Source organism: Brevundimonas sp. UBA2503 (genome assembly GCF_002341485.1).
Taxonomy (GTDB): Bacteria; Pseudomonadota; Alphaproteobacteria; order Caulobacterales; family Caulobacteraceae; genus Brevundimonas; species Brevundimonas halotolerans.
Genome location: NZ_DDOD01000005.1, coordinates 88332 through 101727, shown reverse-complemented (window position 1 = coordinate 101727; position 13396 = coordinate 88332). Strand labels below are relative to the sequence as shown.

The 13396-nt window shown below is 64.9% G+C and carries 13 protein-coding genes; all 13 read right to left on the bottom strand.

Features of this window, described 5'->3' with window-relative positions; all coding sequences use genetic code 11:
- Positions 1-2 precede the first annotated feature (2 nt).
- The gene (locus B4K74_RS01355; RefSeq protein ID WP_123286738.1) at positions 3-713 is read right to left on the bottom strand and encodes an ABC transporter ATP-binding protein; all 711 of its coding nucleotides are present in this window, start codon (positions 711-713) and stop codon (positions 3-5) included.
- Positions 706-2004 (bottom strand): lipoprotein-releasing ABC transporter permease subunit, encoded by a 1299-nt coding sequence (locus tag B4K74_RS01350; protein ID WP_286691428.1) that lies wholly within the window; start codon positions 2002-2004, stop codon positions 706-708. Before B4K74_RS01350 ends, B4K74_RS01355 begins: the two co-directional genes overlap by 8 nt.
- On the bottom strand, positions 2001-3317 hold the full coding sequence (gene proS / locus B4K74_RS01345) for a proline--tRNA ligase (protein ID WP_286691427.1): 1317 nt from the start codon (positions 3315-3317) through the stop codon (positions 2001-2003). The genes B4K74_RS01350 and proS overlap by 4 nt, the downstream gene beginning before the upstream one ends.
- A gap of 85 nt (positions 3318-3402) precedes the next feature.
- On the bottom strand, positions 3403-3660 hold the full coding sequence (locus tag B4K74_RS01340) for a DUF1467 family protein (protein ID WP_286691426.1): 258 nt from the start codon (positions 3658-3660) through the stop codon (positions 3403-3405).
- A complete protein-coding gene (mce, locus tag B4K74_RS01335; protein ID WP_123286742.1) occupies positions 3660-4085 on the bottom strand; it encodes a methylmalonyl-CoA epimerase in 426 nt (141 codons plus the stop codon). Before mce ends, B4K74_RS01340 begins: the two co-directional genes overlap by 1 nt.
- On the bottom strand, positions 4085-5758 hold the full coding sequence (locus B4K74_RS01330) for a ribonuclease J (protein ID WP_123286743.1): 1674 nt from the start codon (positions 5756-5758) through the stop codon (positions 4085-4087). The genes mce and B4K74_RS01330 overlap by 1 nt, the downstream gene beginning before the upstream one ends.
- Positions 5755-6534: a type III pantothenate kinase gene (locus B4K74_RS01325; protein ID WP_286691445.1), complete on the bottom strand. Its 780-nt coding sequence runs from the start codon at positions 6532-6534 to the stop codon at positions 5755-5757. The genes B4K74_RS01330 and B4K74_RS01325 overlap by 4 nt, the downstream gene beginning before the upstream one ends.
- On the bottom strand, positions 6531-7280 hold the full coding sequence (locus B4K74_RS01320) for a biotin--[acetyl-CoA-carboxylase] ligase (RefSeq protein WP_286691425.1): 750 nt from the start codon (positions 7278-7280) through the stop codon (positions 6531-6533). Before B4K74_RS01320 ends, B4K74_RS01325 begins: the two co-directional genes overlap by 4 nt.
- Before the next feature lie 4 nt (positions 7281-7284).
- Positions 7285-8739, bottom strand: coding sequence for an NADH-quinone oxidoreductase subunit NuoN (nuoN, locus tag B4K74_RS01315; RefSeq protein WP_286691424.1), 1455 nt, complete (start codon positions 8737-8739; stop codon positions 7285-7287).
- An 8-nt stretch (positions 8740-8747) separates the two neighbouring features.
- Positions 8748-10232 (bottom strand): NADH-quinone oxidoreductase subunit M, encoded by a 1485-nt coding sequence (locus B4K74_RS01310; RefSeq protein ID WP_286691423.1) that lies wholly within the window; start codon positions 10230-10232, stop codon positions 8748-8750.
- 16 nt (positions 10233-10248) lie between these two features.
- Complete coding sequence (nuoL, locus tag B4K74_RS01305) at positions 10249-12336, bottom strand: NADH-quinone oxidoreductase subunit L (RefSeq protein ID WP_286691422.1); 2088 nt, start codon at positions 12334-12336, stop codon at positions 10249-10251.
- 5 nt (positions 12337-12341) lie between these two features.
- On the bottom strand, positions 12342-12650 hold the full coding sequence (nuoK, locus tag B4K74_RS01300; RefSeq protein WP_286691421.1) for an NADH-quinone oxidoreductase subunit NuoK: 309 nt from the start codon (positions 12648-12650) through the stop codon (positions 12342-12344).
- Complete coding sequence (locus B4K74_RS01295) at positions 12650-13276, bottom strand: NADH-quinone oxidoreductase subunit J (RefSeq protein WP_286691420.1); 627 nt, start codon at positions 13274-13276, stop codon at positions 12650-12652. Before B4K74_RS01295 ends, nuoK begins: the two co-directional genes overlap by 1 nt.
- Between the last annotated feature and the right edge of the window lie 120 nt (positions 13277-13396).

Here is a 13396-nt window from a genome sequence, read left to right as displayed (position 1 = left end):
GCTCAGTAGGCCTGGCTCTCCGCCGGGCGTTCTTCCAGATGGCCGTCCTTGAGGGCAAAGACGCGGTCCATATGGCCGGCCAGTTCCATGTTGTGGGTCGCGATCAGGGCCGCCACGCCGGACTTCTTGGCCAGATCGTGCAGGGCCTCGAACACGGTCTGGCTGGTCGCAGGATCCAGATTGCCGGTCGGCTCATCGGCCAGCAGCAGGCGCGGCCGGTTGGCCAAGGCCCGGGCCACGGCCACCCGCTGACGCTCTCCGCCCGATAGCTGCGACGGCTGATGGGTCAGCCGGTCGGCGAGCCCCAGGGCGACCAGCAGTTCTTCAGCCCGCGCACGCGCCGCGCCGAGCGCGTGCCCCGCGATGCGGAGCGGCAGGGCCACATTATCCCGCGCGTCAAATTCCGGCAGCAGGTGGTGGAATTGATAGACAAATCCGATGCGCGCCAGACGGATATGAGTGCGAGCTCGCTCGGGCAGGCCACCGACGGCCTCTCCATCGATCCGGACCTCGCCCGAGGTCGGATGTTCCAGCAGACCCGCCGCATGCAGCAGGCTGGACTTGCCCGAGCCCGACGGCCCGATCAGACCAACGATTTCGCCGGGACGGACGTCCAGATTGACGCCGCGCAGCACCGTCAGCCCGCCGGCGGCGGTGTCATACGTCCGGGTCAGGTCGTGAACCGACAGCACGGCCGGGGCGAGACTATTCATAGCGAAGCGCCTCCACCGGATCGAGCTTGGCGGCCTGCCAGGACGGGATCAGCCCGGCGACACAGCTCATGAAGAAGGACCACATCGCCACCCAGAACACGTCCATGGGGTCCACAAGGGCCGGCACGGCGTCCAGCATATAGACGTCGGCATTGAACAGCTCGACCTGGAAGACCCACTCCAGGAAATGCTGGATCGCCCCGATGTTCAGGCAGAACAGCAGGCCCAGCACCAGACCCGTGACCGTTCCGGCAATGCCGATGGCCGCGCCGGAGATGAAGAATATCCGCAGCATGGAGAACTGGCTGGCCCCCACGGTCCGCAGGATGGCGATGTCGCGGGTCTTGTTCTTCACCAGCATGACGATGCCGGAAATGATGTTGAGCGCGGCGATCGCGACGACCAGTCCCAGGATGATGCTCATGGCCACGCGCTCGACCTTCAACGCGCCCCAGAAGGCCGCCAGACGGTCGCGCCAGTCGCTGACCAGATTGCCGTCACCGACTGCCGTTCGGACTGGCTCTCTCAGCGTCTCGACCCGGTCGGGTTCAGCGGTCTTCATCTCGATGATGTCCCACAGGCCTTCCTTGCCGAAGAACAGTTGCGCCTGTTCCAATGGCATGAAGACGAAGGCCCGGTCGTAGTCCGCCGTGCCCGAGCTGAAGATGCCGCCGACCACATAGGTCTTGGACAGCCCCCCTAGATTGCCGAAGGCGCTGTCGGCCCCGGTCGGGGAATAGAGGGTGATGGGCGAGCCGACTCCGATGCCCAGTTCCTCGGACAGGGACTTGCCGATCAGCACATAGTCACCGCCGTAGTCGCCCTTGCCGAACATGTCGCGCGCGGTCTGTGACAGGCTGTCATAGACATAGGTCATCGAGGTCAGGTCCTCGGGACGGATGCCGCGCACCAGACCGCCGGTTGCCCGGCCCGAGGCCTGGAACATGGCGGGCGACTCGACCAGCGGCGTCACGCTGACCACCCCGGGAATCTCGCGGAGTCGTTCAAGCGCCAGATCGCGCTCGGGGTCGTTCAGCACCTGCCCTTGAACGTACATATGACCGTTGAACGACAGCATCCGGCTGAGCAGTTCGGCGCGGAAGCCCGCCATGATGCTCATCACCACGATCAGGGCCATGACGGCCAGCGCCACCGCGACATAGGAGATGATGGCGATCAGGGCGATGCCGCCCTCCTTGCGCTTGGCCCGCAGGTAGCGCAGCGCCAGTCCGATCTCCCAGGCAGAGAACGGCCCGGCGGGCTTCGGAGTCTTGCCGACGGTATCGGTCATGCGGTCAACCGGGCGATGGCCTCGTCCAGCGGCACACTCAGCTTCTCGCCCGTCGCCCGGCGCTTAAGCTCGACGACGCCCTCGGCGACGCCCTTGGGCCCGATGGTCAGCTGCCACGGGATGCCGATCAGGTCTGCCGTGGCGAACTTGCCACCCGGGCGCTCGTCGGTGTCGTCGTAGAGCACCTCCTTGCCGAGCGCTTCCAGCCGGTTCACGGCATCTTCGCACGCATTGCAGACACCCTCGTCGCTGGCCCGCAGGTTGATCACCACGACATCGAACGGCGCCACAGCATCGGGCCAGATGATGCCGGAGGCGTCATGGCTGGCCTCGATAATGGCGCCCAGCAGGCGCGACACGCCCACGCCATAGCTGCCCATGTGAACGTCTGCGTCTCGCCCGTCAGGCCCCTGGACACGGGCCTTCATCGGCGTCGAATATTTGGTGCCGAAGTAGAAGATGTGCCCGACCTCGATCCCGCGCGCGGTCAGGCGGTCGTCCTCGGCGGTCTCGGCCTCGAAACGCTCAGACTCGTGCATCTCCTCGGTCGCGGCATAGAGGGCGGTCCGCTGGTCCACGATGGACTGAAGGTCGTTCCAGTCGACATCTCCGCCCGGCGCCGGCATCTCGACCAGCTTGCGGTCGCAGAACACCTGGCTTTCGCCGGTATCCGCCAGAACGATGAACTCGTGACTGAGGTCACCGCCGATCGGGCCGGTGTCGGCGCGCATGGGCACCGCCTTCAGGCCCATGCGGGCGAAGGTGTTCAGATAGGCCACGAACATACGGTTATAGGCCTTGCGGGCCGAGGCCTCGTCCAGATCGAAGGAATAGGCGTCCTTCATCAGGAATTCGCGACCGCGCATCACCCCGAACCGCGGACGCCGCTCGTCCCGGAACTTCCACTGGATGTGAAACAGGTTCAGCGGCAGCGATTTGTAGCTTTTCACATAGGCCCGGAAGATGTCGGTGATCATCTCCTCATTGGTCGGGCCATACAGCAGCTCGCGCTCGTGGCGGTCCTTGATGCGCAGCATCTCGGGGCCATAGGCGTCATAGCGGCCCGACTCGCGCCACAGGTCGGCCAGCTGCAACGTCGGCATCAGAAGTTCGACCGCCCCTGCCCGCTCCTGTTCCTCGCGCACGATCTGCTCGATCCGGCGCAGCACACGCAGCCCCAGCGGCAGCCAGGCATAGATGCCCGCCGCTTCCTGACGGATCAGACCCGCCCTCAGCATCAGCTGATGCGAGACGATCTGGGCGTCGGCGGGCGCCTCTTTCAGTGTGGGCAGGAAATAGCGCGACAGGCGCATGGGCACATCCGGAATGAAGCAGCAGGGTCTCGCTGTGCTTTAGCCGGGACGTTGGCCCAAAAGCTAGACCAGTCTGTGGCCAAGCTTAGGTCCCGCTGACTTCCGGGATCGGAACCAGCCCCAGAAAGATGACCGCCATGATCACCGCCCACAGGATGGCGCCGACCCAGGTGGTGGTGATGAACTTCTTCTTCAGGTCCGGTTTGTCCGGTGCGCCCCACTGGGCCCCGTCTGTCGGGGGTGCTTGATCCTGTTGGTTCATGCCCAGCGGGAGGATCGTGAACAAAGCCACCCACCAGCAGATGATATAGATGGCAAACATTGTGATCGGACCGATCGGCATCAGTGTGCTCCGTCTTTCGGCGTTTCCATCAGTTCGACCAGCACCCCGCCCATGTCCTTGGGATGGACGAACAGGATGGGCGTACCATGCGCCCCGATGCGCGGTTCGCCAGTCCCCAGAATTGTCGCACCCTTCGCCCGGAGGGCATCACGCGCGGCCAGGATGTCCTCGACCTCGAAGCAGACGTGGTGCTGCCCGCCCTTCGGGTTCTTGGCAAGAAACCCATGGATGGGGCTGTCGTCGCCCAGCGGCTCGATCAATTCGATCTGACTGTTGGGCAGGTCGATGAAACAGACCCGCACGCCCTGCGCCGGTAGATCGAACGGTGCATGCGCCTTCGTCGCGCCCAGCAGGTCCCGGTACATGGCCACACTTGCGTCAATGGACGGCGTAGCGACCCCGACATGGTTCAGACGTCCGATCATCAGACCCTCAGCACGATGGTTTCTACGATGGGCCGACGGTCCCAGATGCCCTGGCTGGCCTTCTTCAGCGTACGGGCGACAGCCTGTTCGATGACCATTTCGTCCTCCAGCGCCTCGCCCTTCAGCTTGCGGACGGCATCCTCGGCTCGCTCGGCCAGTTCGTCCAGAAGATCACCCAGCGGCTGATCTTCATCGCCCGGCAGGCCAATACCCCGCACATCGATGCTGGAGGCCAGCTTGCCCTTACGATCCAGCGCAAAGCTGACCAGGATCAGACCGTTTGAGGCCGCGTGGCGACGCTCGCGCAGGGCCTCGCCCATCTCCTCGACCAGCATGCCGCCGTCGACGAACAGCCGGCCCGAGGGCACTTCGTCAATGATGGCCGCCGGACCAGGAGCCAGCCGCACCATGTCGCCGTTTCGCGGCGTCACGGTCTCGGGCACCTGCATCTCCTTGGCCAGCAGGGCGTGCTCGGCGATGTGGCGGCGCATGCCGTGGGTCGGTATGGCGATCTGCGGGCGCGCCCACTGGTACATCTGGCGCAGTTCGTCGCGGCACGGGTGGCCCGAGACATGAATGCCCGGGTGATCCCGGTCGGTGTAGATGCGCACGCCGCGCTCCGACAGGGCGTCCTGCAGCCGGCCGATGGCCAGCTCATTACCGGGGATCATGCGCGACGAGAAGATGCAGTGATCGCCCTTGCCCAGCTTGATGAAGGGGTGATTGCCCTCGGCCACGCGCGACAGGGCGGCGCGCGACTCCCCCTGGCTGCCGGTGCAAAGGTACAGCAACTGATCAGCGGGCCAGCGCCGGGCCTCTTCCTCGCTCAGGAAGGGCTTGATGTCCGACAGCATGCCGACCGATTTGGCCGCCGCCGTGATCCGGTGCATCGACCGCCCGGCCAGCGCCACGCGGCGACCTGCGGCCTCGGCGGCGCGCACCACGCTGTCCAGACGGGCGACGTTCGAAGCGAAGCACCCGACCGCGATCCGGCCTGACAGGCTGCCGATCAGCTCGGCCAGGGCATCACGCACCTCGCCCTCAGACCCCGCCGTACCCTCGACGAACACATTGGTGGAGTCGCACACCATGGCGAGGATGCCCTCGTCGCCGAGGCGGCGGATCGTGTCGATGTCGGTGCGTTCGCCGACAACCGGGTCATTATCGATCTTCCAGTCGCCGGTGTGCAGCACCAGCCCCAGCGGGGTGGTGATGGCCAGACCATTCGGCTCGGCCGTCGAATGGGTGATGGTCACCATCTCGATGTGGAACGGGTCCAGATTGATGGTCCCGCCCAGCGGCACCTCATGGATCTTCACCCGGTCGCCGAGGCCCGCATCGCGCAGCTTTTCCCGGATCAGATAGGCGGTGAACGGGGTGGCATAGAGCGGCGCCTTCAGACGTGGCCACAACCAGCCCAGCGCGCCGATGTGGTCCTCGTGCGCATGGGTCAGCACGATGCCGAGGATGTTTTCGCCCTCGAGGAATGTCGGATCCGGCACGATCACATCGACACCCGGCGTGGTGTGGTCGCCGAAGGTCACCCCGACATCGACCAGGATCCATTTCCGGTCATTCGCCGGGCCAAAGCCGTAGGCGTTCAGATTCATGCCGATCTCGTTCGACCCGCCCAGCGGCAGGAAGACCAGTTCGTCGGTTTTGGATTTACTCATGCCGTCTTTCCGGAGTTGCGACGCCAGACGTCCAGCAGGCCGCGAAGGGTAAGGTCAGGGTCGAAATGGTCGATGTGGTCGGTGGCGCCCTCGAACAGGGAGGCCACGCCGCCGGTGCCGATGACCGTCATGGGCTTGCCCCACTCGGCCTTGATCCGCTCGACCAGGCCCTCGATCAGCGAGATATAGCCCCAGAACACGCCGGCCTGCATATTGGTCACCGTGTCCTTGCCGATCACGCGATCGGGTCTCTGTATGGCGATCCGGGGCAGCATGGCGGCCGCCTCGTGCAGGGCCTGCAGCGACAGGTTGATGCCGGGCGCGATGACCCCGCCCTCGAACGCGCCGTCCGCCGCGATCACGTCAAAGGTGGTGGCGGTGCCGGAATCGATGACGATAAGATCGCCCGGATATTTCAGGTGCGCGCCGATCGCATTGACCAGCCGGTCGGCCCCGGCCTCGGACGGCTTTTCGATCCGCGCCTGCATGCCCAGATCGACATTCTGGCCGATCACCATGGGCTCGACGTCCAGGTAGCGCCGCGACAGGTTCCTCAGATTGAAGATCGACTGCGGCACGACGCTGGAGATGATGCAGGCGTGCAGGGCCTTCAGGTCCAGCCCGCGCATCGCCAGCAACTGCGTCAGCCAGACGGCGTATTCGTCGGCCGTGCGGCTGGCGGCGGTGGCCGTGCGCCATTGGGCGATCCAGCGCTCGCCGTCATGGACCGCGAACAGCGTATTGGTGTTGCCCTGTTCGATCGCCAGCAGCATCAGGCGCTCTCTCCAAAAAAGACGTCGCCTGCGGATATAAGCCGAAGTGAGCCATCGGCCAGCCTCAGTCGCAGTGCGCCGTCGTCAGCGAGACCTTCGGCCACACCCTCGACGGTCTCATGTCCCAGCCGGGCGACAGCGGGGGCGTTCAGACCGTGGGCCCGGCGGGTCCAGGCATCGCGGATCACCTCGAACCCCAAAGCCTCGCGCCGCTTTGTCCAGGCGCCAAAGGCCTCGGCCAGAACCGGCAGGGCTTCGTCCAGGGTCGGCGCCCGTGACACGCCTGCCGCCAGATGGGCCGCAGCGGCGGTCGCCGGCCGCTCCACGTCCTGCGGGGCACTGGCCAGATTGACGCCGATGCCGACCGCCAGCCACAGCCCGCCGGCGGGTGCGGGGCCGGACTCGACGAGAATGCCCGAGGCCTTCATCCCCTCAATCATCACATCATTCGGCCATTTGATCGTGACACAGGCTGGCGGGACGTAGCGGTGCAGAAGATCCGCGACCGCGAGCGCAGCGATGAAGCTGGTCTGCGCGGCCTCGGTCGGCGGAGCGTGTGTCACGCAGAGATATGTGGCGGCCAGATTGCCGATCTGGCTGGACCAGGCTCGGCCGCGTCGGCCACGACCGGACGACTGCCGGCGTGCTGCGATCCAGATCGGGCCGGAATTTCCGGCCTCGGCCTGTCGGCGAGCCTCGGCATTGGTGGAGTCGATGTCGTCGAGGACCAGCAGTTCGGCGGGCGACACCGCCCTACCCGGCTCCGAAACCGGATGCTGCGATGGCGGTCAGCGGCTCAAGCCAGGTCAGACCGATAATCACGACCGGGAAGGCAAAGGCCGCAGAGGCCAGGGCCAGGGTGCGCGCCTCGACCGGCTGGGCGTCGGTCGTGGCCTGCTCATCCAGCGGCGGGTCGAACCACATCAGCTTGATGATCCGCAGATAGTAGAAGGCCGCCACAACCGAGGCCACCAGACCGGCGGCAGCCACCATCCAGTAGCCGGCATCGGCAGCCGCCCCGAACACATAGTATTTGCCCCAGAAGCCCGAGAAGGGCGGCATGCCCAGCACCGACAGCGACAGGATCGTCAGGACCACGGTCGTCAGGGGACGGGTCTTCTTCAGCCCGGCCAGATCGGCGATCCGACGGATCGGCTTGCCACCCCGCGACAGCGACAGCAGCACGGCAAAGAAGCCGATCTGGTCGATCACATACAGGGTCATGAACATCAGCATGGCCTGCAGGCCCGCCTCGGTTCCCGCGACTATGCCCAGCAGGGCGTAGCCGATGTTGGCGATCGAGGAATAGGCCAGCAGTCGCTGCAGATCGCGCTGGGCCAGGCCGCCAATGGCGCCCACCACAAACGACGCCAGACAGATCAGCACCAGCACCTGGGCCCACTGGTCGTGGATGGCGCCAAAGCCCTCGCTCAGCACCCTGGCCACCAGGACCATGGCGGCCATCTTGGGTGCGGTCGCGAACAGGGCCACGACCGGTGTCGGCGCGCCCTCATAGACGTCGGGCGTCCACATGTGGAACGGCGCCGCCGAGACCTTGAACGCCAGACCGCAGATCAGGAACACCAGACCAAAGATCAGACCCGCCGAGCCACCGTCCGCGACCGAGCGCGCCGACAGGGCGATGTCCTCGAACCGCATCGAGCCCGAGAAGCCATAGATCAGGCTGGCGCCATACAGCAGCAGGCCGGAGGACAGCGCCCCCAGCACGAAATACTTCAGCCCCGCCTCGGAGGCCTTGAGGTCATCACGATGGAAGGCGGCCAGCACATAGAGGGCCAGCGAGTGCAGCTCGATCCCGACATAGAGGGAGATCAGGTCGCCGGACGACACCATCATGGCCATGCCGACCGAGGCCAGCACGATCAGTACCGGATATTCGAACCGGGCGATGCGCGTGCGCGCCATCCAGCCGTCTCCCAGCACCACGGCCACCGCGCTGAGCAGATAGATGGCGACCTTGGCATAGACGGCCAGCGGGTCGGCCACGAAGGCGCCGTTGAAGGCCTGGCCCAGCGGGGCGTTGATCGCGAGCGCCGAGGCGCCCACCAGCAGGGCCACAGACAGGATCGAGATCAGTCGGGTCGACTTCTCGCCCATGAAGGCGCCGAGCAGCAGCAGGACCATGGCCCCGACCGCAAGGGTCACTTCAGAGGCGGCGAGTTGGAGGGCGGAGGACAGGTCAGGCATATCGGATCTCATCCACCGATCGCGGCGCGGAAGCCGGCAGTCAGGGCCTCGACGGACGTCGAGGTCAGGTCAAGCACAGCCGCCGGATAGACGCCCAGCCACAGGGTCCCCACAATCAGGGGCACGAAGACGATCAGCTCGCGCCGGTCGATGTCGGTGATGGCCTTGAGCGCCGGGTTGGTGATCTCGCCGAACATGACGTTGCGGTACAGCGTCAGCGCATAGACCGCCGAGAAGATCACGCCCGAGGCCGCAAACAGCGCCGTCCAGGTCGACACCTCATAGACCGCCGTCAGGGTCAGGATTTCCCCGATGAAGCCCGAGGTGCCCGGAAGGCCGACATTGGCCATGGTGAACATCAGGAAGATGGCCGCAAACCACGGCATCTTCGACGTCAGCCCGCCGTAGAAGGCGATCTCACGCGTGTGCATCCGGTCATAGACCACGCCGACGCACAGGAAGAGCGCGCCCGAGATCAGGCCGTGGCTCAGCATCTGGAAGACCGCGCCCTGCACGCCCTGATCATTGCCGGCGAAGATGCCCATGGTGACAAAGCCCATGTGGGCGACCGACGAATAGGCGATCAGCTTTTTGATGTCGGTCTGACGGAAGGCGACCAGCGAGGTGTAGACAATGGCGATGGCCGACAGGGCGAACACCAGCGGCCGGAACATCTCCGACGCCTGCGGGAACATGGGCAGGTTGAACAGGAGGAAGCCATAGCCGCCCAGCTTCAGCAGGATGCCGGCCAGAATGACCGAGCCCGCCGTCGGCGCCTGCACGTGGGCGTCGGGCAGCCAGGTGTGGACCGGCCACATCGGCATCTTGACCGCGAAGGAGGCGAAGAAGGCCAGCCACAGCAGTGGCTGCACGCTCTCGCTGAAGGCGTATTCCTTGAGCAGCGGGATCGAGGTGGTGCCCGCTTCCGCCGCCATCCACAGCATGGCCAGCAGCATCAGCACCGACCCCAGCAGGGTGTAGAGGAAAAATTTGTAGGCCGCATAGATGCGGTTCTGACCGCCCCAGATGCCGATGATCAGGAACATCGGCACCAGAGTGCCTTCGAAGAAGATGTAGAACAGGAACAGGTCCAGCGAGGTGAAGACGCCGATCACCAGCGTCTCAAGCACCAGGAAGGCGATCATATAGTCGGCGACCCGCTCCTTGATCGTCGTCCAGCTGGCGAGGATGCACAGGGGCAAAAGGAAGGCGGTCAGCAGGACAAACAGGATCGAGATCCCGTCCACGCCCATGTGATAGGCGGCGCCCGCAAACCACTGATAGTGCTCGACGAACTGATAGGCGGCACTCGAGGCATCGAAGCGCGCCACCAGCAGGATCGACACCGCCAGGGTGATCAGCGTCGTGACGAAGGCGATACGGCGCGCGGCCGGCGCGACAGAGGCGTCCGACTTGCCCAGAAGGCGTACGGCCAGCAGCATCCCGGCCCCAAAGAGCGGCAGGAAGGTGACGAGGCTCAGGATGTGAGACATCAACAGGGACACGTGATCAGCCCCCCCAGGTGGCGATGGCGAAGGCGAGCAGAGCGGCCACGCCCAGCAGCATCACGAACGCATAGTGATAGACGTAACCCGACTGGATTTTGGACAGTCGCGCCGCGGATTTCAGCGAGGCCCAGGCGGCCCCGTTCGGGCCCAGCCCGTCGATGATCTTCACGTCGCCGATCTTCCAGAACAGGTCGCCCACCGCCTTGGTCCCCTTGACGAAGACGAAGTCGTAAAGCTCGTCGAAGAACCACTTGTTGTAGAAGAAGGTGTGCAGCGGCCCGCCCCGTTCGGCCATCCGGCGGCCCAGGCCTTCCTTCAGCACATAGACATAGATGGCGATCAGGGTGCCCAGACCTGACACGACCAGCGGCGCCCACAGCACCCAGGTCGGAACCTCGTGGCTGTCGTGGATCACGTGATTGTCCGGGCCGGTGAAGATGGCGCCACGCCAGAAGTCGTGCTCGTGATAGCCGACGAACTGGTCGTAGAAGGTGAAGCCGGAAGCAACTGCGCCGACCGCCAGCACCAGCAGCGGCACGATCATGACCCAGGGGCTCTCGTGCGGCTTCAGCGGGCCGTGGTGATGGTGATCGTCGTGCGCATGATCGTCATGAGCATGGCCATCAGCCATCGGCTCGGAATGGGTTTCCAGCTGCGCGTCTGTCGCGTGATCATCGGCGTGATGTGCGCCCTCTTCCTTCCACACCGGCTTGTTGTGGAAGGTCATGAACACCAGACGCCATGAGTAATAGGCCGTCAGCCCGGCCGCGAACAGGCCGATGAAGAAGACGAACATCCCGACCGGATTGTCGGCCCCGGCGGCAAAGGCGCTCTCGAGGATCGAGTCCTTGGAATAGAAGCCGGCGAAGCCCCACTTGAGCTCGGGAATGCCGAGGCCGGTGATGGCGATCGTGCCGATCATCATGACGCCATAGGTGATGGGCAACAGCTTCATCAGCCCGCCCATCTTCCGCATGTCCTGCTCATGGTGCATGCCGTGGATCACCGAACCGGCACCGAGGAATAGCAGGGCCTTGAAGAAGGCGTGGGTGAACAGGTGGAACATGGCGGCCTGATAGGCGCCGATGCCCGCCGCAAAGAACATATAGCCCAGCTGCGAACAGGTCGAATAGGCGATGACCCGCTTGATGTCGTTCTGGGCCAGGCCGACGGTGGCCGCGAACAGGGCCGTGATCGCCCCCGTGATGGCGATCAGTATGGCCGCCGTCGGCGCATACTCATAGATCGGGCTGAGCAGGCAGACCATATAGACGCCGGCGGTGACCATGGTCGCCGCGTGGATCAGGGCCGACACCGGGGTCGGGCCTTCCATGGCGTCGGGCAGCCATGTGTGCAGGAAGAACTGGGCCGACTTGCCCATGGCGCCGATGAACAGCAACACCCCCGCCAGATCCAGCGCCGACCACTCATGGCCCAGGAAGCTCCAGCCGGTGCCGGCCCGGTCCGCGATCATCGGGAACAGCTCGGCGAACTGGATCGTGCCGAACATCCAGAAGATGGTGATGATGCCCAGGGCAAAGCCGAAGTCGCCCACCCGGTTGACCACAAAGGCCTTGATGGCAGCGGCCGATGCCGTGGGCTTCTTGTACCAGAAACCGATCAGCAGATAGGACGCCAGCCCCACCCCTTCCCAGCCGAAGAACAGCTGCATGAAGTCGGCGGCGGTCACCAGCGCCAGCATGGCGAAGGTGAACAGCGACAGATAGGCGAAGAACCGCGGCTTGTCGGGGTCCTCGGCCATATAGCCCCAGGAATAGAGGTGCACGAGCGACGACACCGTCGTCACCACGATCAGCATCACAGCCGACAGGGCATCGATGCGGATCGACCAGACCGACTGGAAGTCCCCGACGTTGATGAAGGGCAGAAGCTCGATGGTGAAAGCGTCCATCCCGCCCCAGGTGTGGCGGGCAAAGACCGTCCAGGCCACGGCACAGGCAAAGAACAGCAGGCCGGTGGTGACGCTCTGGGACGCAAGGTTGCCAATCCGGCGTCCGGTCAGACCCGCGATCGCCGCACCCAGCAGCGGGGCGAAAATCCCCAGAGTGATCAGGGTTTCGAAGCTCACGTCGATCAGCCCTTCATCACGGAAGCGTCGTCCACGGCGATGTCGCCGCGGTTACGGAAGAAGGTCACCAGAATGGCCAGACCCACCGCCGCCTCGGCGGCCGCCACGGTCAGCACGAACATGGCCATGATCTGCCCCGCCACATCGTTCAGATGGGTCGAGAAGGCGACGAAATTGATGTTCACGGCCAGCAGGATCAGCTCGACCGACATCAGGATGATGATGACGTTCTTACGGTTCACGAAGATGCCGAACACCCCGATGGTGAACAGCATGGCCCCCACGGCGAGGTAGTGGGACAGGGTGATGTCCATCAGGAAAGCTCCTCGGAGGAAACGCCCTGGCCGGTCGGGATCGACTTGATCTCCATGGCCTTGCCCGCGTCGCGGCCGACCTGCGTCGCGATATTCTGGCGCTTGATGCCCGGCTTGTGGCGCAGGGTCAGGGTGATGGCCCCGATCATGGCCACCAGCAGGACGATCCCGGCCGCCTGGAAGAAGTAGACATAGTCGGTGTAGAGCACCCGACCGATTGCCTCGATGTTGGTGCGGTCCGCCGTGGCCACCACGGGCGCGGTAGCGTCTGCGGCCACCCCGCCCTGAACGACCGCCAGGGTGATCATGATCATCTCGGCCAGCAGCACGCCCGCCACAATGGCCGCCAGCGGCAGATAGCGCGCATAGCCTTCACGCAGTCGCACGAAATCGACGTCCAGCATCATGACGACGAACAGGAACAGCACGGCGACGGCGCCGACGTAGACCACGACCAGCAGCATGGCGAGGAATTCGGCGCCCATCAGCACGAACAGGCCGGCTGCCGAGAAGAAGGCCAGGATCAGCCACAGCACCGAGTGCACGGGGTTGCGGGCCGTGACGACCAGCAGGGCCGCGACCACGGTGACGGTGGCCATCAGGTAGAAGGCGATCGATGCAATCACTCGACGGCTCCGGCTGAAACAAAAGCGGTGTGGGGGACCGAGTCGCCCCCTTCGGACGCGCGGCGCCCTTCTAGACCTGTGGGTCCGGAATTGCCAAGGCCGCAGGCCGGTCGGGTCAAG

Excerpts from the sequence above, each read along its gene's own strand:
- B4K74_RS01310 (WP_286691423.1), bottom strand. The coding sequence starts at position 10,232 with ATGTCTCACATCCTGAGCCTCGTCACCTTCCTGCCGCTCTTTGGGGCC.
- B4K74_RS01350 (WP_286691428.1), bottom strand. The coding sequence starts at position 2,004 with ATGACCGATACCGTCGGCAAGACTCCGAAGCCCGCCGGGCCGTTCTCT.
- mce (WP_123286742.1), bottom strand. The coding sequence starts at position 4,085 with ATGATCGGACGTCTGAACCATGTCGGGGTCGCTACGCCGTCCATTGAC.
- nuoN (WP_286691424.1), bottom strand. The coding sequence starts at position 8,739 with ATGCCTGACCTGTCCTCCGCCCTCCAACTCGCCGCCTCTGAAGTGACC.
- nuoK (WP_286691421.1), bottom strand. The coding sequence starts at position 12,650 with ATGGACATCACCCTGTCCCACTACCTCGCCGTGGGGGCCATGCTGTTC.
- B4K74_RS01340 (WP_286691426.1), bottom strand. The coding sequence starts at position 3,660 with ATGCCGATCGGTCCGATCACAATGTTTGCCATCTATATCATCTGCTGG.
- B4K74_RS01355 (WP_123286738.1), bottom strand. The coding sequence starts at position 713 with ATGAATAGTCTCGCCCCGGCCGTGCTGTCGGTTCACGACCTGACCCGG.
- proS (WP_286691427.1), bottom strand. The coding sequence starts at position 3,317 with ATGCGCCTGTCGCGCTATTTCCTGCCCACACTGAAAGAGGCGCCCGCC.
- B4K74_RS01330 (WP_123286743.1), bottom strand. The coding sequence starts at position 5,758 with ATGAGTAAATCCAAAACCGACGAACTGGTCTTCCTGCCGCTGGGCGGG.